This window comes from Undibacterium sp. 5I2 (genome assembly GCF_035019605.1).
GTDB lineage: Bacteria > Pseudomonadota > Gammaproteobacteria > Burkholderiales > Burkholderiaceae_D > Undibacterium.
On record NZ_JASJVS010000034.1, the window covers coordinates 13,737 to 33,766 of the forward strand.

Consider the following 20,030-nt stretch of genomic DNA (forward strand, 5'->3'; position numbering starts at 1 on the left):
GGTTCCCGCCAAAAGCATGCGGGAATGACGAGGCTGCGGCATGCGGGAATGACAAGGTGTGCGGTGTTTCAGGTATAAAAATGCGTCCATCAGACTTTTGCGACAGCCTCTTCAGGGCGGCGATGGATAGCTCCCTTCCTGATGATTCCAAACCAGTCACCAACACCCGAGTGTTGCACCTCGTCAGACATTGGCACGCACCAGAAAGTCAACCCCGACTTCGCGCCAGCATTCTATTTCTTTCTGCAACCAATACGCCACGGTCGGATGCACGGTGACCCAAGCGCGGCGCATTTCGAGTTCTATGCCTTTTTTCATCTTCAGGCGTATGTCTTGGTAATCGATCTCGGCGCGCGAGTGCATCAGCATCACGGCCAGCCGCATGCTCAACACCGCCTTGGCAAAATCGGGATCGGTCAAACCCTCGCCGATCTTGCGCAGATTCCCTTTTTGACAGAGTATCAGTTTGCTCATGATGCGCTGCTCGCTGGTGGTAAAACCGGCCAGATCAGCGTTTTCTATCATGTACGCACCATGCTTGTGGTAACCGGTATGCGACACCACCATGCCAACCTCATGCAATTTGGCGCTCCAGATCAGCACCGGCAGGTACTCATCGCTGGCCGGTTTGAGTTGCTGGTACAGTGACTTCACCATGTCGGTCACGCGATTGGCGCGTGCCAGATCGGTGTGAAACAAGGCGGCCATCTTTTGCACCGAGACTTCGCGGCGATCACGCTTGGTCGAGCGTAGATAGAGATCCCACATGACGCCCAAACGCAAGCCGGCTTCGATCGGTTGCAGGATTTCGATATTGAACTCGCTCATCAAGCCTATCAATACCGCCAAACCGCCAACCAGCATGGCCACGCGTTCCGGCTTGACACCGTTTAATTCCAAGGCGTCGATGTGACCACATTGTATGCAGTACTGTCTGAGCGCATTGAGGCCAGCCAGCGTCAATTTGCCGTCGCCCAGCCCATTTCGGGCAATCGCATCGGCAATCGCACGCATCGTACCGGACGAGCCGTAAGCTTTACGCCAGTGCTGTGGTTGATAAAAATGCGCGGCATCTTCGAACATCGAACGGGCCGATAAGACGGCAGCGGCAAACGCCGCTTCGGTGAGCCTGCCATCTGGAAAAAACTGTGCGCTGGTTCGCACCGTACCGATGCTGAACGATTCGACCCGCAGAATGTCTTGTCCACGCCCGAGTATGACTTCGGTCGAGCCCCCGCCGATGTCCATGACCAAGCGCCGTTCGCCGGCAATGGCGACGGCATTGGCGACCCCCATGTAAATCAGTCGGCCCTCTTCTTCGCCGGAAATAACTTCAATGCTCGAACCGATCGCCGCTTCGGCCAGCGGCAGTAAAATCGCCGCATTTTTAGCGATGCGTATCGTATTGGTCGCCACCACGCGCAGTTGATCGATCGGGTAGGCATTGAGAATGGCACGGAAACGGCCCAGGCAAGCAATTGCCGCACGCATGGCCTCCTCAGTCAGATTACCGTCGGCATCGAGCCCTGCGGCCAAGCGTAGCGGTTCACGGGCACTTTTCACCACACGAATCACCCCGCCTTCGTGGCGTGCGATGTGCATACGGAAACTGTTGGAACCCAGGTCGACGGCAGCCAGCATGGCTCTATCCTTTTTTAACGGTAAATTCCGGGGCTAAGCTGAGCCCGCGTATTAAATGATACTAATCATTCTTTATGACCTCATGGTGACCCGCTGACAGCGCCGGCGCTTCACTCGGGCGTAAAAAAGCGCTGGCCCATCGCGTCGAGTCCGGTGCTGCTCAAAATTTCAGCGAGACGTTCACCGGGGCGTTTCGCCGGGGTCCCCTTGTATTGCGCGATGATTAATTCGTTTTTCATCGAATGTTCCCATCCTACCAGCTCAGTGACACGCACTTGATAACCATGTGCTTCCAGCTGCAAACAACGTAACACATTCGTGATCTGGCTACCGAACTCGCGCGCATGGATGGGGTGACGCCACATTTCCGACCACGGATTATCACGTGCCACAAGTGTTTTCAGGCTGCGCAGATGCGCCGCTACTTCGGCTTGGCAACACGGTACCAAGACGATGAATTTGGCCCGTTTTTTCAGGGCAAACTCAATCGCATCATCGGTCGCAGTATCGCAGGCATGCAGCGCGGTGACGATGTCTATGCTAGCAGGCAAAAGCGCCGAGGTGGTGGAGGCGGCCACCGACAAATTCAAAAACGACATGCCGGGAAAGCCCAGCCGCTGCGCCAGCTCGGTCGATTTTTGCACCAACTCGTCGCGTGTTTCGATACCGTAAATACGCGCTTGGCTGTTAGCCTGCTGCGCTTTGAAAAACAAGTCGTACAGGATGAAGCCAAGGTAGGATTTGCCAGCGCCATGATCGACCAAACTGATGGCAGCATGATCTTGCTGCAATTCGAGCAGCAACGGTTCAATGAATTGATATAAATGATAAACCTGCTTGAGCTTGCGGCGACTGTCTTGGTTCAATTTACCGTCACGCGTAAGAATATGCAATTCTTTGAGTAATTCCAGCGATTGACCAGGACGAATTTCGTGTTTTTCCGCCGCAGCACTCGTGGCCGCGATGTCTTTCCGCTTTGGTTTGGATACAGATTTGGCTGCTGACTGTTGCATAAGAAAGATTCCGTTGAACTGATCAGGAATGATAGGCGATTTGAGCCGGCAAGAAGCGGCCGACGATGAATAAATAGCACTCGCCAAAACACCGGCTGAAAAACAAAAAGGACTCAGGTTTTCACCTGAGTCCTTCGTCTTGGTAGGCCGTGCGGGATTCGAACCTGCGACCAACGGATTAAAAGTCCGCTGCTCTACCAGCTGAGCTAACGACCCAAAACTTGCTGAAAAAAATCTATTTGTCCAACACAATAACAATCGTGTGTTGAACTGTTTGTATTCGTGGTAGGCCGTGCGGGATTCGAACCTGCGACCAACGGATTAAAAGTCCGCTGCTCTACCAGCTGAGCTAACGACCCGAAAGACCGAGATTATATGGCGTTCCGGCCTCTCTGTCAATCCCTGCAATGGGATTAGTTCCTGCGCCCTGCTTTGCGCCGGTTTCCTTCACATTGCAGCGTGTCTTTTTCAGCTGATTCGGCGGCTTACTTCTGCGTCGCCAAGCGGTTCTTAGCCGCCTGTGCGGCTTCGCTGTCGGGGTAGTGAGAGATCAGGCTTTCCAGCGTTTTCTTACTCGCCTGCTTGTCTTTCAATTCGCCATAACAAACTGCCGTATTGAGCATGGCATCAGGCGCTTTCGGATGATCGGGGAAAGTTTTACTCAACTGCTGCATGGCGACGATGGTGTTCTTACAATCGCGTTGTGCGTAATAGGAATTGCCGAGCCAATACAAGGCCGAGCCGGCATAGGCCGATTGCGGATAGGTCGTCATGAAACTGCCGAAAGCGCTGCCGGCGTTTTTATAATCGCCATCTTTGAACAAGCTCATCGCATTATCAAAGCTGCGTTGTTCGTTGACTTCGACCACGGCGTCTTTCCCATCTACCGTCACGCGTTTGGGTTCGATCTTGCGCAAGCGATTATCGAGGTCGACGTAGAAATCTTGCTGGCGACGTTGGGTGTTAGCGACATCATTGGCCAGCACTTCGATTTGGCCACGTAATTTGGCTATATCAGCGCGCAATTGTTCATTATCATTGGCTAATTCCAGCGCGGTGTTTTTGTCGGCCTTGCGCTCGAGGGTGCTATCGAGACGCGCGTTGACCGCCTCTATCTTGGCGCGCACATCGAGAATCGCTTTACGCGCCTCATCATCATCAAACAAGCCGGCCGATGCCAGTGCAGGAGTGAGAGCAGCAAGCAGAGCGGCAAGCAAAACAGGCGTACGGAAACAATGAATTTTCATGGCAATCTGAAATAAGTACAGCAGGTATGCAGAGGGAAAAACACGCCGACCCGAAGAGCGCAGTCGGCGTACACGGATCAGGCCAATTATCCTGGCGCTGATCAGACACAACAATTACTTGTAGACGATATCGGCACGACGGTTTTCCGCCCATGAGGCTTCATCATGACCACTGGCTTTTGGTTTTTCTTTGCCCAGCGATACCGCTTCCAATTGCGCTTCCGGCACACCGAGCAAGCTCATCGATTTACGAACGGCTTCGGCACGTTTCTGACCGAGCGCGAGATTGTATTCGCTGCCACCGCGTTCATCGGTATTACCTTGAATCAGAATGGTGCGCGCTTTGTTCGAGCTCAGGTATTTCGAGTGCGCTTCGACCACGCCCTTGTAATCATCTTTGACGGCATAGCTGTCGTAATCGAAGTACACGCTGCGTTTGGCCAGCACACCTTGAGGATCATTGAGCGGATCGGTGGAACCGGTATCAACCGTGCGAATCGCGTTCGGATCTGCTGGCGGCGGGGTGGTGGTCGCGATTGGTTTGTCTTCGATTTTTGCCTTTGCTTCCAACGGTACATTGGAAGTACAAGCAGCCATCAACACGACACTCGAGGCGAGCAAAGCCAGAGTTTTGGATTGGGAAGTAAAGCGCATAGTTTCTCCTGGTATAAAAAATGACTACAGTTCAAAGCCGCTCTGAATAAATGTCAGAACCACCTATTTCATGAAAGGACCCCAAGTGGGTTCCCGAATATCTCCGGCCTGCACCGTCAATTTCTGTTTTACCTTGCCATCGACACTGACCACGGCCAGTGCACCGCGCCGCCCGGCTTCGGTAGCGTACATGATGTAGCGTCCGTTAGGAGAAAAACTCGGCGATTCGTCCTTGCTGCTGTCGGACAGGCGCTGCTCCTGGCTGCTGCCGAGATCGAGTGCATAGAGTTGGAATTTACCATCGCGCCGGGAAATATACGCCAGCGTGCGGCCATCCGGTGAAATACGTGGAGTGATGTTATAGCTGCCGTTGAAGGTAACTCGACTGGCTTCACCACCGCTGGCATTCATGCGGTAAATCTGCGGGCCACCACTGCGATCACTGAGAAAATAAATCGATTGGCCATCGGCAGAAAATTGCGGCTCAGTATCAATGCTGTTGCTGTTAGAGAGACGACGTAGCCCGGTACCGTCGGCATTGACCGAATAAATTTGCGTCAGGCCGTCGCGCGATAAGGCGATCGCCAAGCGGCTGCCATCGGGTGCCCAAGCTGGTGCCGAATTACTGCCCTTATAGTTGGCGACGATGCGGCGTTCACCGCTGAGCAAGTTCTGCACCCAGACCACCGGCTTTTTAGTCTCGAATGAGACATAGGCCAGCTTACTGCCATCGGCCGACCACGCCGGCGAAATGATAGGTTCGTTCGAGCGCAGCGCTACTTTCACGCCCTCGCCGTCGGCATCGGCGATTTCGAGGCGGTACTGGGCACCGGATTTCGTCACGTAGGCGATGCGGGTAGAAAATGCACCGCGCACGCCAGTCAATTTTTCATAGATATCGTCGGCGATTTTATGCGCGCTCTGGCGTAGGCCAAGCGCCGGGGCTGCCACGGCAAAACCCGACAAGGTGTTGGCTTTCAAGGTATCGAGCAACTTGTAACGGACATCAAAGCGGCCGTCAGCCAAGCTATGGACACTGCCGATCGCGAGTGCCTCAGCACCCTGCTTTTTCCAGGCGTCGAAATTGATCAACGCGGTTTCGGCCAAAGGCGTATCGCTGCTGATGAGTTTAAAATAGCCGCTGCGGCTCAGGTCGTCGCGAATAATGCCCGATATTTTTTGCGGTGCCAGCGCTTCATCGGCAAAATCGGCCAGCGCCAAGGGAATTTGGTTCGATCCGACGCCAGAGACTTCGATGCGTAATTGTGCCTGAACCGGCGCACCGGCCAGCAGCAGGACCGTGCCGGCCAGCACTCCACCGACTGAAATTTTTTTCATCCAAGGCATCATTGAGAATTACTCTTCTTTCATTTTGTAATGCAGATCCAAATTCACGGCGGCATTGCCCGATTTATCTTTGGGAAATGGCTGAGACTTTTCTATACCCTTAGCGACGGCTTCATCAAAGCCGGGAATACCGGACGATTTGAGCTTGCGAATAGGGCCACGTAAAGAACCATCTGGTAATAATTCGATATGATAGTCGACGGCAGGATTACCGGCGACCATATCTGGCACATTGTAAATCGTGTTAGCGCGAATTTTGGCCGCAATCGTTGCGCCGTAACTCGGATCGCCGCGATTATTGCCCGTCGATTTGGCCGCCGTCCCATTACTGCCGTTGCCACCGGCAGCGCTGACGCCGGCTTGAGCGTTGAGACGCGACATATTTTCTTTGAATGCCTTGTCACGGGCAGCTTGGTCTTTCGCCAATTGCTGCTTGCTCGCTTGATCCTGGCGCTCTTTATCTTGCACTTTTTGCTTGTCATTATCTTTTTTAGCTTGCAAAGCGCGTTCTTTATCTCGTTTTTGCAATTCTTTTTCTTGCGCCAGCAAATCGGCGGCACGTTGCTCTTGCTTGCGCTCTTGTTCACGCGCTTGTTCACGTTCCAGTGCCAGTTTCTTCTGCTTGGCCAGATTCAATTTTTGTTTTTCTTGCTGAAGAGCAATTTCTGGATCTTCCAGCACTGGCTCGGGCGGCCGTGGTGCGGCCACGATTTCACGTTCTACCGGAGTTGGCGGTGGCGGCGGTGGCGGCTCTGCCAGCGGTGCGGCAGCTTCACGCGTAGTCAGATCCCAGACTTCGGCTTCGACGGCGACAGATTGCTCATTTTGCCAGTGTATGCCTATCCATAAGAATAAAATCAAGAATAAATGAACCAGTGCGGCCAGCACAGGCGCACGCCATTGCCCCGTTTTCTGCCGAGAAAAGTCATCGTAGTGAGGCGAAGGTGTTTGAATCATAAGCTTGTTTGACTTGCCGACACAGTCATGGTTCCGCAAAAAATGCACATAAATACTGAAATAAGCCCTGACAGGTGATAATTGCAATGCAACATCGCTGCGGCTGAAATTATAAACCCGTCACCCGAGATTGCTGCAAGATAATTCCGACTATCAGCTACTTTGATAATAAGCGAGGAATAAACCCAGCGTTACACTGAGTACTTGCTCTTGCTGCACCGCATCCAACGCCGCCTGCCCCATCGCAACTTGGGGCCAAAAAGCCAGCGATTTCAATTGCCCAAGCAACATATCGGCCATCAGTACCGGATCAGCGGCACGTAGTTGCTGGTCGGCTTGGGCCGCGCGCAGCCAACTGACAATCGCAGTTTCACTCCCGCGCAGGCGGTCGACGATGTCGCGGGCACGCTCTGGTGTATGAATCGTCGCCGCGACGGCAACGCGAACCAGATCGAGGAAGTCCAGATCGCCGAACATGTGCAGTTTGCTTTGCAGAAAAGGCCGCAATTGCTCACTGAGCGCCACGCCGTGCTGATACAGCAAATGTTGCTCGGTCGTGGCACTGTGCCAGAGCTGCAGCAATATCGCCTCAAACAAATCTTCCTTACCGGGAAAATGGTTGTACACGGTACGCTTGGAGACACCGGCCGTGGCAGCAATCTGATCCATGCTGGTGGCGGCAAAACCGTTGCGGCGAAATTCGGCTATCGCAGCCTGCAAAATGGCGGCGCGTTTACGATCAGTCTGACGCTCTGGTACAGTCATAAAAAAAATCCATCGAGAAACACCTGCAATGCAAGTATTTTACACTAGCTGGTTTACTTCTCCTTAAAATAAAACTACACTGTGTAGTGTAATATTGCCGAACGGAATCTCACAGGCACCCGCTTTCATTTCTGCAGCAGCCCTACGCGCACTGCCTCAACCAGGATGACCATGAACACCGCACGCACTCAGCACGAAATGGCACCAAACCCGGCACCAAGCCCGGCACTGAAACAAGGCAAAAAATTTCTCAACCAGCGCCGTATTAAAGAGCCAAGTTTTTTGAAAACACTGCGCATCGCCTGGCGTTTCCTGTTTAATAAGCCGTCGAACACTGTGCCCAGTGGCAGCATTCCTGTGCATGAATTGAGCTTGGCTCAATTGCTCGCCGCCCCCGACCAGACCCTGTACCGGCTCGGTCACTCGACCCTATTAATGAAATTGCACGGTGCTTTTTTCCTCACCGACCCGGTGTTTTCTGAGCGTGCCTCGCCATTTCAATGGATGGGACCGCAGCGCTTCCACCAAGCACCAATCAGCATCGCCGACCTGCCACCGATCAAAGCGGTACTGTTATCGCACGACCATTACGATCACCTTGATCGCGCTGCCATTCTGCAACTGGCCGATAAAGTCGAATTTTTTCTCACGCCCATCGGCGTTGGTGAGCGCTTGATCAGTTGGGGCATTGCCGCGGAAAAGGTCAAACAATCGAGCTGGTGGCAAAGTCGCCGCTTGCATGAAATCGACTTCGTATTCACGCCGGCACAACATTTTTCCGGGCGCAGCCTGAGCGACTGCGATCAATCTTTGTGGGGGTCTTGGACTATCCTGACGCGCGACCAAAGAATTTTCTTCAGCGGCGACTCCGGCTATTTCCCCGGTTTCAAGCAAATCGGGGATGCCTACGGGCCCTTCGATCTGACCCTGATAGAAACCGGTGCTTATGATGAACAATGGCCCGACGTGCACATGCAGCCGGAACAATCGCTGCAAGCCCATCTCGATTTGCGCGGCAAGTATTTGCTGCCGATTCACAACGGTACCTTCGATTTGTCGTTGCATGCCTGGTACGAGCCGTTCGAGCGTATCGTGGCACTGGCGGCGGCCCAGCAAGTACGCATCAGTACGCCACAAATGGGGGAAGCGGTCGACATCAGCGAGCCGCAAGTGGGCCAGCGTTGGTGGTTGTTTCCCCATACCCGGCGCGAACCGATGGCCTTGCAAGCGGCACTGGCAGAGTAAACCAAGCTGGCAGAAATGGTCAAAATCTGAAAGATTTCTCGCAAGCAATTCGAGACAATGGATTCCTCGCTACTTCCCTGCGCCGCCATGCCCCATCCCTTCTCCCCCTCGGCTTTCTCATCCCGCGCGGCCAGCGCTTGGGCCGCAATCATAAAATCCGCACGAACACTCAAGCGACCATTCGTGCGTCTGTTGCGTGCGGTGCGGAACGAAGCCAGTGTAAAACTGGAAAAACCAAGCAAAGCCATGCGCGACGGTGCCTTGTATCTGCCGGAATTCCGTGGTCGTTTGGTGAAACAATACGCCTTTGATTCCAATCAACTCATTATGTCGAATGGCCAGTTGCTTCTGATACCAACAAAATCGCTGGCTGTGCCGCCCCTTACTGTCGCAGCACCTGCACCAGCAACTGAGGCTCGCATTGACAACAACACGCCGGTGCTTGAGCCTACGGCATCATCGAGTTCCTCGCTTGACGACACCTCGCTTAACGAGGCACTGTCTGAAATATCGTCTGATCCGTATGTCTACACCGACGAAGATTATGGGTTCAGCCAAGCTGACATCAAGGAATTGAGCAGATTAAGTCTGCCCGACCAGCTCGATGTCGCCGCCAGCCCAGCGCCACTCGCGCTGCAATTCACGCTCAGCGAAACCGATGCCACCCTGCCCAAGGCGCAGCACAATTGGCCGCCACTCAAACCGCAACATCATTTATCACTCCTGCGGGTGCGCAGTTGTCCGCAATTTCGGCTCTCCAGCCACCACGCCACGCGCCCGAGAATCGAGCCGATGCTATTCGGGACTAGAAATCCGGAACTCGATGTCCTCGTCACTCACTTGTAGCAGCCGAAAAAAAAGCCGCGATCGCGGCTTTTCTTCTGCTTTACTGCTGAACAACTTAATGGATCGTCGCAAGCGACGATGGAAAAGACTCTGGAAGCGGTTTGCATCCCCTCCCATCGCGTCGCTCCTTCGTCGCTCACCGGCCAAAAGAGGCTGTCGCAAAAGGGTAGTGAGTCGGTATCATTACCCTGACTGGTGGCCACGTCATTCCTGCGCGCTTTTGGCAGGAACCCAGCGGCGTTCGTGGTTAACTGAAAATGCCAGAAATTGTGGCATTTTCAGTGTAAAAAACGACACTAGGTTCCCGCCAAAAGCATGCGGGAATGACGAGGTATACGGTGTTTCAGGTGTAAAAAAAGCGTCCATCAGGCTTTTGCGACAGCCTCTGAAGGCCGGGGTTTCAAACCCTAGTCAGATTTTTGATGATAAGCAGTAACGCGTTCCACCTCATTCTTGGAACCGAGGAAGACCGGTACCCGCTGATGCAAAGCCGTCGGCTGCAAATCGAGCATGCGCACGCTGCCATTGGTGGCAGCACCACCGGCTTGTTCGACGATGAAGGCCATAGGATTGGCTTCATACATCAGACGCAATTTGCCGGCCTTGTCCGGTTCACGCAAATCGGCCGGGTACAGGAAAACCCCGCCGCGATTCAGAATACGATGTACGTCAGCCACCATGGAGGCGACCCAACGCATATTGAAATCGCGTTCGCGCGGGCCGGTTTTACCCGCCAACAGTTCATCGACATAGCGCGTAACCGGCGCATGCCAGTGACGCATATTCGAGGCATTGATAGCAAATTCACTGGTTTCCTGCGGAATTTGCATATTGCGCTGAGTTAATACCCAAGAACCCATTTCACGGTCGAGCGTGAAGCAATTGACGCCGTTCCCTGTGGTGAAAACCAGTACGGTTTGTGGGCCGTAGACGGCGTAACCGGCGGCGACTTGCTTGCTGCCAGGCTGGAGGAAATCTTGCTCAGTCGGTGCCGCCATCCCATCCGGTGCTTTGAGCACGGAAAAAATTGTTCCGATCGACACATTGACGTCGATATTGCTCGAACCATCCAGCGGATCGAACAACAACATGTATTCGCCCATAGGATAACGGTTAGGAATAGGATGGATGGTTTCCATTTCTTCCGATGCCATCGCAGCTAAATGGCCACCCCACTCATTGGCTTCGAGCAGAATCTCATTCGATAAAATATCGAGTTTCTTCTGTACTTCACCCTGAACATTTTCACTGCCTGCCGTGCCGAGAACTTCTCCCAGCGCACCCTTGCCGACCGCATGGCTGATGGTTTTACAGGCGCGCGCAACCACTTCTATAAGAAGCCGCAATTCGGCCGGAATCGAATTGTTGAGGCGCTGTTCTTCGACCAGATACTGGGTCAGGCTGACACGTTTCATAATGATCCTTATTGAGAGACAAAAGATGCGCTTCGTGCAGGGCGAAGCGCAGATAACACAAGCCGAAGCTTAAGCGGCGGCGGCCAAGGCTTTACTGACCACTTCCAGCACATCGTTCGAGAGTTTTTTACTGTCGGCCACTTTGCGTAAAGCGGCTTTCATTAATTCTTGCAAGGCCAACGGGTATTTCTGCCAGCGGTCGAGACTGCGTGCCAGACGGGCCGCCACTTGCGGGTTGGTTTTATTAAGAGCAATCACCAGTTCAGCCCATAAGGCGTAACCGCTGCCATCGGCAGCATGAAAGCGCGCCGGATTCGCGTTGCAAAAGCTGAAAGTCAAGCTGCGCGCGCGATTCGGGTTACCCAGTGTGAACGCGGCGTGCGCCATCAAGCCGCGCACCACGGCGACATCAGTGGTATCGGCCACGGCTTGCAAGGCAAACCATTTATCGATGACCAAGGCTTCTTGTTTGAAGTCGCGGTAAAATTTCTTCAGGCAGGCCAGCGCCTGTATGCGTTGCCTTGCATTGCCTTTGAAATTCGTCAGTGCTGCCAGCGCCGCCAAACGGTCTGTCATATTCTGCGCCTCGTCGAACTGCGTCAGTGCCAGCGCGAACGTGCTGCTGTCAGCCCACTCAAGCAAATAAGACAGGGCCAGATTTTTCAAACCGCGCTTGGCCATGGAAGCGGCATCGGGGCTGTACTTACCGGGCGTCAGATTACTTTCATACGCACTGAGCAATTCGACGCGTAAATGCTGCGTCAGCGTGCTGCGCATGAATTGCCGCGCGCGATGAATCGCTTGCGGATCGACTACCTCAAATTGTTCGGCAATCATCAATTCCGATGGCAGGGTCAACACCAGTTCGCGGAACGCCGGATCGAGCGTCGTGTCAGCGAGGGTGCTGCGTAGGGCGGCAATGAAGGCTTCATCGAGTTCCAGCGGCAGCTCGTCTTGCACGGCGCGAGTGAGCTTGACCAAACGGCGTGTGGCCAGACGCTGGCCGGCTTCCCAGCGATTGAACGGGTCGCTGTCATGCGCTAACAAGAGGCTGAGATCGGCATCGCTGTAGTCGTAGTCCAGCACCACTGGGGCTGAAAAATTACGCAACAGCGATGGCACCGGCGCGGCTGCCACATCGGTAAACAGGAAGCTTTGGCTGGCTTGGCACAATTCCAGCACCAGCGACGTGGCACCGGCCGTTTGTGGGTAAGCCTCGCAGTGCAACGCGATATCATTGCCGGCAGCATCGAGCAAGCCGAGCGCGACCGGAATATGGAACGGCAGTTTTTCTGCCTGCCCTGGCGTAGCCGGGCAAGATTGCGTCAGCGTCAGCGTATAACTGCGTTGTTCCGCATCATAGCTGCCGACGGCATGCACGCGCGCGGTGCCGGCTTGGCTGTACCAACGTTCGAATTGACTCAGATCGCGGCCGCTGGAATCGGCCATGGCGGCACGGAAATCATCGCAGGTCACGGCTTGGCCATCATGCCGAGCGAAGTACAAATCCATGCCTTTGCGAAAGCCATCATGACCGAGCAGGGTGTAATACATGCGCACCACTTCGGCGCCCTTTTCGTAAATCGTGACGGTATAAAAATTATTGATTTCCACAAAGGAATCAGGCCGCACCGGATGCGCCATAGGACCGGCATCTTCAGAGAACTGCACCTGACGCAATACCCGCACGTCTTCGATGCGCTTGACGGCGCGCCCGGTGGCACTGCCGACCAGGTCGGCCGAAAATTCTTGATCGCGGAAGACCGTCAAACCCTCTTTGAGCGAGAGTTGGAACCAGTCGCGACAAGTGACGCGGTTACCGGTCCAGTTATGGAAGTACTCATGTCCGACGACCGATTCAATGCCGGCGTAATCGATATCGGTTGCCAGACTCGGGTTGGCCAGGACAAACTTGGTGTTGAAAATATTCAAACCTTTGTTTTCCATCGCACCCATATTGAAGTCGCTGGTAGCGACGATCATGAAGCGATCGAGATCAAGCTCCAGACCGAAGCGTTGCTCATCCCAGTGTATGCTGTTTTTAAGTGAATCCATGGCATGCTGGGTTTTATCCAGATTTCCCGGCTCAACCCAGACTTGCAGCAAAACTTTGCGGCCCGACTGCAGACGATAATTTTCTTCTTGACACACCAACTTGCCGGCGACCAGCGCGAACAAATAAGAAGGTTTGTTGAATGGGTCTTCCCATTTGGCGAAATGGCGGCCATCACCGAGATCACCGTGATCGATCAAATTGCCATTACCGAGCAAGACCGGGAATTGTTTTTTATCACCGCGCAACATCACGGTGTATTTCGCCATCACGTCGGGACGGTCGGGGAACCAAGTGATCTTGCGGAAGCCTTCGGCTTCGCATTGCGTGATCAAATTGCCATTGGACGCGTACAAACCCGAGAGCGAGGTGTTTTTCTGCGGATTGATGAGGGTTTCAATTTCGAGCAAGATTTCATCAGGAGCATTACTTATACGCAATGTTTCGCCATCGATGCGATAAGCCGATTTTTTCAGATTCACGCCGTTCATGCGTAATTGCAATAACTTCAAGGAAGCACCGAACAACACCAGATCGCGCTCGCTGCTGTCATGATTGCGGCGCAGAGTGATGCGGGTAGCGACATGGGTTGCCTGCAAATCGAGGTCAAAACCCATTTCCACGGTGTCAACCCAAAAGCCGGGGGCGACATAATCTTTGCGAAAAATGCTAGTCGGGGTAGTCGCGATATCGTTACGCATGGGAGTGGTCTCTGGAAAATTAGGGAAAGATCAAAGTCTCGTGAACCTTGCTCAGACCCGCATTTTACCAATTGATGAAGCGCAAGGCATAAAAACCACCAAAATTTCGACGATTTAGCCTTAATCGACCAGACAAGGGCAGATTTTCAGCCATTGTGTGCGTTCTGAGGAACCGTTTGCGTGCGCCGCGGTCTGATACTTACACACCGATACAGCAATGCCGCCGCTTTCGCTCTATCATAGAGATCAGACCAAAACTGTCACCAGATACGGAGTTGATGATGAAACGTTTTATCCCTGCCGGGGTCATGCTGCTCACTTTATTCTTGAGCGGCTGTGCCAGCACCTTTACCAGTCAGGTCAGCAGTTTTCATGAATGGCCGGCCAATGCGCAGAACACCACATATATTCTGGAACGCGCGCCGGCGCAGGAAAATAATCCTGAATACAAATTTTATGAAAATACACTGCGCCAGCAGTTAGGCTTACATGGATTCTCCGAAGCAGCGCTCGGTGCCAAGCCGAATCTGAAAATCGGCATGCAATATGCAAGCAGCTTAAGCGAAGTGCAAGTTATGCCGCTATGGCAACCGAGCATGTATGACCCGTACTGGCGCATGCATTTCAGCCATGTCTATTATTACGGCCCCTACGGCAGCTACGGACCCTACTTCGGTCTGCGCCAATTTGCGCCGCGTCCGCTTGAGCTCAGCGTCAACCCTTATTATCTGCACCAACTCGACATCACCATGAGTGAAGTCGACAGTGAGCGCAAACTGGCGAACATCAAAGTCAGCAGCGAACAAGTATCGCCGCACATCAGTGAGTACATGCCTTATCTGATCGAGAGTGCGCTGTACGGCTTTCCGCAAAAAAATGGCAGCACCGTGACACTGGAACTGCCCTTGCACAAAGCCGAACCGGCCGCGGCCAGCAGGTAAGGGCAGTGCCGATGGAAAAGACTCTGGAAGGGGTTTGCATCCCCTCCCATCGCGTCGCTCCTTCGTCGCTCACCGGCCCCAAGAGGCTGTCGCAAAAGCCTGATCATTACCCACAAGTCAGGTCGATTACGCGCCCACCCATTCGCCCAATTCGTCATTGCCGCGCAGGCGGCAATCGAGTGGCGCGTACACGCCCTTTATATCTGTGATATCTGTGCTGCTCAGGCGCAGCAGGAGGTGTTCATTTCACAGAAAAAAAAGTGCCCTTGATCGACCTCTTACCCTGAAGGCACTGACGTGCCACTCGATTCCTTCCTACGCAGGAATGACGAGGCGAGAGCACGGGGAGTGACATGTCTGCCGTTAGGGTATTGAGTCGGTATCATTACCCTAACGGGTGGCCACGTCATTCCTGCGCGCTTTTGGCAGGAACCCAGCGGCGTTCGTGGTTAACTGAAAATGCCAGAAATGATGGTGTTTTCAGCGCTGAAAACGACACTGGGTTCCCGCCAAAAGCATGCGGGAATGACGAGGCTGTGGCATGCGGGAATGACGAGGCTGTGGCATGCAGGAATGACGAGGCTGTGGCATGCGGGAAAGACGCGGTATGCGGTGTTTCAGATATAAAAATCGTCCATCAGGCTTTTGCGACAGCCTCTGAAGGCCGGGGTTTCAAACCCTAGTCAGATTTTTGATGACTAAATAGTACAAACGTGTCGAGCCCCATAGCCAGCACGCTGGCTTCAGACCGAGCTGCTCTCAGGTAGAGACGTCCTGTTCGCCGCTGCCGCCAAGGATTGCGGCGCACTTCTGCGCGCACTTTAAAAACCAGTTTTCTAGCCATTTCAGCATCATTTTTGACGCAAAAAAAAATCGCAACGGTAACACCGTTAAATAAAAACGCGCAAACCCCTTGAAACATTTCAATACGAATCCTATTGATTCAATCTCAAAACCAGTAACTGTCTGATCGTAAGAGATGTGAGCCGTCTTTACAATTATACATGCATATTAGGTATCTCGACCCGACACTGACAGCGCTTTTCGTCTTATCAGCAAGTGTGCCGAAGTCAACTGCGAACAGCCGCGATTACCCCCTGTATGTATGCCGCACAGACGGAAGAAAGCAATGCAGATCAGAAAATAATCTGCGCTTTCCTCTAAAAAAACTTTTTTTATCACATGAAAAATTTTATGGAGCCATCTACTTTGAAACAGAAAATCAAGCTGCCAACTTCTCAGGAAATGACTGACAAGTCAGCCCCACACGGCACAGCAGCACCGGCGCTGGCCGTCTCCACTCACACCATTGAAGCAGCACGACCACCCCGTCCATCCGCCGATAAAGCCAAGTCCAAGCTGCTCGCCGATGTCGACGCCGCCCCAACAGTCACCGCGCCGGCCGCCACCGCAACGCCAGTCAATCTCGCAGCGCCCAGCGCACCGGCCTTCCGCCTGCTCGATAACAAAGGCAAGCAAACCGGCCAAATTAACAATGGCGACCGCACCGACGACAATACCACCATGATGATGGGCAACGCCAGACCAGGCGACACCATCGCCATCTACAACCATGGCCAGCAGATCGCCAGCGTCAAAGCCAAGGCTAACGGTTCCTGGACCTACGTGCCAACCCTTGAAGATGGCGCGCACACCCTCTCCATCGTCGTCAGCGGCATTGGCCGCGCCACTGGCCTCGCCAGCGAAGCCGTCAACTTCACCGTCGCCACCAAAGCAGCCCCAGTGATTGCACCACCCGCCTTCGAAATGTTCGATGATCTGGGCGCATTGGTGCAAGCCAATGGCTATGCCAGCTCGATTCAGCCGCAACTGAGCTATACCGATCCAACGCTGGCCAAGCACACCATCCATATTTATATCGATGGCAAACTGAGCGGCACAGCCGAGGTCGATGACAGCGGCTTCTGGTTTTACGCCCCGCCCGAGGAACTCTCACTCTCCGAAGGTCAGCACAGCGTCAGCGTGAGCGCCAGCTACCAAGATAATGTCAGCGCAGCAAGCGCGCCCTTCCAGTTCACCGTCGACATCACGCCGCCGGCAAAACCAACATTTACGGTCACCGACGAGCAAGCGCAACCGCTGTCAGAACTGACTGACTGCATGCTGCCACAACTGCAAGGCCAAGCAGAAATCGGCGCTACCGTCACCATCTACAACGGCGTCACAGAACTCGGTATTGCCACCGTCAATCCGGACGATAACAGCTGGAAGTTCGAGTTCGATGCACCACTTGATGATGGTGAATACCACTTCAAGATCCGGGTAAGCGATGCCGCCGGCAATCACAGTGAATTCAGCGAGCAGTTTGATTTCAACCTCGACACCAGCGTACCGCTGATCCCCCCCGCCACCCCCACCATTGCCATCGAAGGCGTGGTCGAGGCAGCGCTGAGCAACCATTCCCAGCCTACCCTCAAAGGCACGGGCCCGCGCAACACCCGCGTCAGCATTTTTGCCAACGATACAGAAATCGGCAGCGCCGACGTCGATCAAAATGGCGACTGGACTTTCCCGCTCAGCGCCGCGCTGAAAGACGGCACCTACCGCTTTAGCGCCATCGCCATCGACACCAGCCAGGCGCAAGTCATGCACAGCGCCGCCAGCGAGCCGGTCTACTTTACACTCGACGCCACCGCCACGGCCACACCAAGCTGCAGCGTCATCAATGAAGCCGGCATCGAGCTCGCTTCCGGCGGCACGCTTGCCAGCACCCACACCCGCCCTGTTTTGCATGGCAAAGGTACGCCCGGTGACTTTATCCGTATCGAAGGCCAAGGTGATGTGGTACTCGGCCGCGTGAAAATCGATAGCGCTGGCAACTGGACTTTCCCGCTCCCGCAAGCCCTGTCGAGTGGCGAGCATAGCTTCCAGATCAGCGCTTACGACTTGGCCGGCAATCCAGAGCAAACCATCAGCATGGCCTTCAGTATCGCCCCCGTTCCACTGAACATACCCGCAGCCCCCACCATCTTCATCGAAGGCATGGCAGCGGCAGCGCTGAGCAACCATTCCCAGCCCACCCTCAAAGGCACGGGCCCGCGCAACACCCGCATCAGTATTTTTGCCAACGATAATGAAATCGGCAGCGCCGACGTCGATCAAAATGGCAACTGGACTTTCCCGCTCAGTAGCGCGCTGACAGACGGCACCTACCGCTTTATTGCCATCGCCATCGACGCCAGCCAGACGCAAGTCGTGCACAGCGCCGCCAGCGAGCCGGTCAGCTTCACTCTCGACGCTACCGCCACGGCCGCACCGACGGAGGTCTTCATCACCACGGGTGCCGGCATCGACGTCACTTCCGGTGCCACGCTTGCCGCCACCGATACCCGCCCTGTTTTGCACGGAAAAGGTACGCCTGGCGACTTTATTCGCATCTCAGACAGTCGGCGTGTTCAATACGGCACCGTTCAAATCGATGACAACGGCGACTGGACTTTCCAGTTCAAAAACCACCAGTCGATTGGCGCGAAGAGTTACATAATCAGCGCTTACGACTTGGCCGCTAATCCGGTGCAATCCATCATTGTCGATTTAACCATCCCGCCCGCAGCGCCCACCATTGCCATCGTCGGCCTGGCCGAGGCAGCGCTGAGCAACAATTCCCAGCCTATCCTCACCGGCACTGGCCTGCGCAACACCCGCGTCAACATTTCTGCCAACGATACAGAAATCGGCAGCGCCGACGTCGATCAAAACGGTAACTGGACTTTCCCGCTCAGCGCCACGCTGACAGACGGTAGCTACAGCTTTAGCGCCATCACCGTCCACACCGCCAAAGCGCCAGGCACGCAAAGCCCCCAAGTCACACACAGCGCCGCCAGCGAACCGGTCAGCTTCACTCTCGACGCTACCGCCACGGCCACACCAAGCTGCAGCGTCATCAATGAAGCCGGCATCGAGCTCGCTTCCGGCGGCACGCTTGCCAGTACCCATACCCGCCCTGTTTTGCAAGGCAAAGGTACGCCCGGTGACTTTATCCGCATCGAAGGCCAGGGCAATGTGCTACTCGGCCGCGTCGAAATCGATGGCGATGGCAACTGGACTTTCCCGCTGCCGCAAGCCCTGTCGAGTGGCGCGCATAGCTTCCAGATCAGCGCTTACGACTTGGCCGGCAATCCGGAGCAAACCATCAGCATGGATTTCAGCATCGCCGCAGCGCCGGTGATTACCCCTGTCGTCGAGATCGACATTGATGCACCGGCGAAACCGAGCTTCGACGTCTGGGATAGAATCAAGGGCTACAGCCAACTGCAAGAAGGTGACACCATTGATGATCCGCGCCCGGTCTTACAAGGCAGCGGCATCCCAGGACATGTGATTCGCATCTACGATGGCGACACCCTGCTGTTGACCAACGTCATTAATTCATGCGGTAAATGGCGCGCTGATCTGATGCAGGATTTAGGGAATGGTGCCCATCAGTTCCGCATCACCGAAACCGATCTGAACGGCAAGACCAGCCAATTCAGCGATCCGCTGAACTTCCAACTCGATGCCACCGATTATCTGGCCAGCGTTGATCATCTGAGCCTTGTCGTACGACATGCGGTAGCGGACGATGATTTTCCGCGTATCTATTTCACCTCATCGCACCGTGGCAAGCTCCACATCAAAATTTACGATGACGGCGGTGATCTGATACAGGATAGCGTTGTCTCGCTGCCGGAAGGGAATTTCAGCTACGGACCAGGCTGGCTGCTGGAAGGCAATTATCGTTTCGAAGCTTCGATCAGCAACGATACCACCGGTCAACCCGGCGACTGGAACGCCGCGCATGCTGACGCCACTTGGAGTCGCCCGGTCAGTGGCACTTTTGCCAGTGTCGCGCCGGAAGGCTCAAGCTGGCATCGCGCCGCGCCGCTCGCGCAAGAAGAACTGTCCGGTATCGAACAACTGGCCGATGGCGAACGCAGCACCGCAGAACCGCAAACGGCCGAAGCAACACTGCCGGTCGGCGCAGAGGTCGCAGTCAAGCAACTCGCAACACTGCCGTTTTCCATCGAGCAACTGTTGGCAGCCGCGCCAACAGAGTTCAGCGATCTGCCAGTCTTCGCGCCGGCGTCCACGCCAGCATCGCTATCGGAAACGCTGGCGGCCGCCTCCAGCGCCGCTTATCTGAGCGCTTGCCAAATCGAGCAATTGATGCAGCAACAAGAGGCCGGCCTGATGTATTGATACGAC

The 20,030-nt window shown here is 54.5% G+C and carries 14 protein-coding genes and 2 tRNA genes; 4 read left to right on the forward strand and 12 right to left on the reverse strand.

Annotation, left to right across the window (positions count from 1 at the left end):
* Positions 1-183: 183 nt before the first annotated feature.
* From QN359_RS12730 to QN359_RS12770, 9 genes are all read right to left on the reverse strand, one after another.
* On the reverse strand, positions 184-1,641 hold the full coding sequence (locus QN359_RS12730; protein WP_322247440.1) for a Ppx/GppA phosphatase family protein: 1,458 nt from the start codon (positions 1,639-1,641) through the stop codon (positions 184-186).
* 110 nt (positions 1,642-1,751) lie between these two features.
* Positions 1,752-2,654 carry an SAM-dependent methyltransferase gene (locus QN359_RS12735; RefSeq protein ID WP_322247439.1) on the reverse strand — a complete coding sequence of 301 codons (903 nt, stop codon included), beginning with the start codon at positions 2,652-2,654 and terminating at the stop codon, positions 1,752-1,754.
* 140 nt (positions 2,655-2,794) lie between these two features.
* Positions 2,795-2,870 (reverse strand) — tRNA-Lys (locus QN359_RS12740).
* A gap of 67 nt (positions 2,871-2,937) precedes the next feature.
* A tRNA-Lys gene (locus QN359_RS12745) sits at positions 2,938-3,013 on the reverse strand.
* A 126-nt stretch (positions 3,014-3,139) separates the two neighbouring features.
* Positions 3,140-3,901: a tol-pal system protein YbgF gene (gene ybgF / locus QN359_RS12750; protein ID WP_322247438.1), complete on the reverse strand. Its 762-nt coding sequence runs from the start codon at positions 3,899-3,901 to the stop codon at positions 3,140-3,142.
* 114 nt (positions 3,902-4,015) lie between these two features.
* Positions 4,016-4,555: a peptidoglycan-associated lipoprotein Pal gene (gene pal / locus QN359_RS12755; RefSeq protein WP_322247437.1), complete on the reverse strand. Its 540-nt coding sequence runs from the start codon at positions 4,553-4,555 to the stop codon at positions 4,016-4,018.
* Between the two features lie 63 nt (positions 4,556-4,618).
* On the reverse strand, positions 4,619-5,902 hold the full coding sequence (gene tolB, locus QN359_RS12760) for a Tol-Pal system beta propeller repeat protein TolB (protein ID WP_416200234.1): 1,284 nt from the start codon (positions 5,900-5,902) through the stop codon (positions 4,619-4,621).
* 9 nt (positions 5,903-5,911) lie between these two features.
* Positions 5,912-6,859, reverse strand: coding sequence for a cell envelope integrity protein TolA (locus QN359_RS12765; protein WP_322247435.1), 948 nt, complete (start codon positions 6,857-6,859; stop codon positions 5,912-5,914).
* A gap of 153 nt (positions 6,860-7,012) precedes the next feature.
* Positions 7,013-7,624, reverse strand: coding sequence for a TetR/AcrR family transcriptional regulator (locus QN359_RS12770; RefSeq protein ID WP_322247434.1), 612 nt, complete (start codon positions 7,622-7,624; stop codon positions 7,013-7,015).
* A gap of 165 nt (positions 7,625-7,789) precedes the next feature.
* Between QN359_RS12770 and QN359_RS12775 the strand changes: the two genes are divergently transcribed.
* Both QN359_RS12775 and QN359_RS12780 read left to right on the forward strand, forming a co-directional pair.
* Entirely contained in the window at positions 7,790-8,869 is a 1,080-nt protein-coding gene (locus QN359_RS12775; RefSeq protein ID WP_416200176.1) for an MBL fold metallo-hydrolase, read from the forward strand.
* Positions 8,870-9,052: 183 nt separating this feature from the next.
* Positions 9,053-9,715, forward strand: a complete 663-nt coding sequence (locus tag QN359_RS12780; RefSeq protein WP_323493303.1) for a hypothetical protein — start codon at positions 9,053-9,055, stop codon at positions 9,713-9,715.
* A gap of 407 nt (positions 9,716-10,122) precedes the next feature.
* Here QN359_RS12780 and QN359_RS12785 read toward each other — a convergent pair whose 3' ends face one another.
* Positions 10,123-11,130, reverse strand: coding sequence for a class 1 fructose-bisphosphatase (locus QN359_RS12785; protein ID WP_322247431.1), 1,008 nt, complete (start codon positions 11,128-11,130; stop codon positions 10,123-10,125).
* A 69-nt stretch (positions 11,131-11,199) separates the two neighbouring features.
* Positions 11,200-13,884: an aminopeptidase N gene (pepN, locus tag QN359_RS12790; RefSeq protein ID WP_322247430.1), complete on the reverse strand. Its 2,685-nt coding sequence runs from the start codon at positions 13,882-13,884 to the stop codon at positions 11,200-11,202.
* 281 nt (positions 13,885-14,165) lie between these two features.
* Between pepN and QN359_RS12795 the strand changes: the two genes are divergently transcribed.
* Positions 14,166-14,825 (forward strand): DUF4136 domain-containing protein, encoded by a 660-nt coding sequence (locus tag QN359_RS12795; protein WP_322247429.1) that lies wholly within the window; start codon positions 14,166-14,168, stop codon positions 14,823-14,825.
* Positions 14,826-15,504: 679 nt separating this feature from the next.
* On the opposite strand, the gene QN359_RS12800 is transcribed toward QN359_RS12795, so the two are convergent.
* Positions 15,505-15,747 carry a hypothetical protein gene (locus QN359_RS12800; protein ID WP_322247428.1) on the reverse strand — a complete coding sequence of 81 codons (243 nt, stop codon included), beginning with the start codon at positions 15,745-15,747 and terminating at the stop codon, positions 15,505-15,507.
* 272 nt (positions 15,748-16,019) lie between these two features.
* On the opposite strand from QN359_RS12800, the gene QN359_RS12805 reads away from it, so the two are divergent.
* Positions 16,020-20,024, forward strand: a complete 4,005-nt coding sequence (locus QN359_RS12805; protein ID WP_322247427.1) for an Ig-like domain-containing protein — start codon at positions 16,020-16,022, stop codon at positions 20,022-20,024.
* Positions 20,025-20,030: the final 6 nt, after the last annotated feature.

What these genes read in the sequence shown, in the direction of transcription:
- QN359_RS12730 (WP_322247440.1), bottom strand. Translation starts at nt 1,641, where the DNA reads ATGCTGGCTGCCGTCGACCTGGGTTCCAACAGTTTCCGTATGCACATC.
- QN359_RS12735 (WP_322247439.1), bottom strand. Translation starts at nt 2,654, where the DNA reads ATGCAACAGTCAGCAGCCAAATCTGTATCCAAACCAAAGCGGAAAGAC.
- ybgF (WP_322247438.1), bottom strand. Translation starts at nt 3,901, where the DNA reads ATGAAAATTCATTGTTTCCGTACGCCTGTTTTGCTTGCCGCTCTGCTT.
- pal (WP_322247437.1), bottom strand. Translation starts at nt 4,555, where the DNA reads ATGCGCTTTACTTCCCAATCCAAAACTCTGGCTTTGCTCGCCTCGAGT.
- tolB (WP_416200234.1), bottom strand. Translation starts at nt 5,902, where the DNA reads ATGCCTTGGATGAAAAAAATTTCAGTCGGTGGAGTGCTGGCCGGCACG.
- QN359_RS12765 (WP_322247435.1), bottom strand. Translation starts at nt 6,859, where the DNA reads ATGATTCAAACACCTTCGCCTCACTACGATGACTTTTCTCGGCAGAAA.
- QN359_RS12770 (WP_322247434.1), bottom strand. Translation starts at nt 7,624, where the DNA reads ATGACTGTACCAGAGCGTCAGACTGATCGTAAACGCGCCGCCATTTTG.
- QN359_RS12775 (WP_416200176.1), top strand. Translation starts at nt 7,790, where the DNA reads ATGACCATGAACACCGCACGCACTCAGCACGAAATGGCACCAAACCCG.
- QN359_RS12785 (WP_322247431.1), bottom strand. Translation starts at nt 11,130, where the DNA reads ATGAAACGTGTCAGCCTGACCCAGTATCTGGTCGAAGAACAGCGCCTC.
- pepN (WP_322247430.1), bottom strand. Translation starts at nt 13,884, where the DNA reads ATGCGTAACGATATCGCGACTACCCCGACTAGCATTTTTCGCAAAGAT.
- QN359_RS12795 (WP_322247429.1), top strand. Translation starts at nt 14,166, where the DNA reads ATGAAACGTTTTATCCCTGCCGGGGTCATGCTGCTCACTTTATTCTTG.
- QN359_RS12800 (WP_322247428.1), bottom strand. Translation starts at nt 15,747, where the DNA reads ATGTTTCAAGGGGTTTGCGCGTTTTTATTTAACGGTGTTACCGTTGCG.
- QN359_RS12805 (WP_322247427.1), top strand. Translation starts at nt 16,020, where the DNA reads ATGGAGCCATCTACTTTGAAACAGAAAATCAAGCTGCCAACTTCTCAG.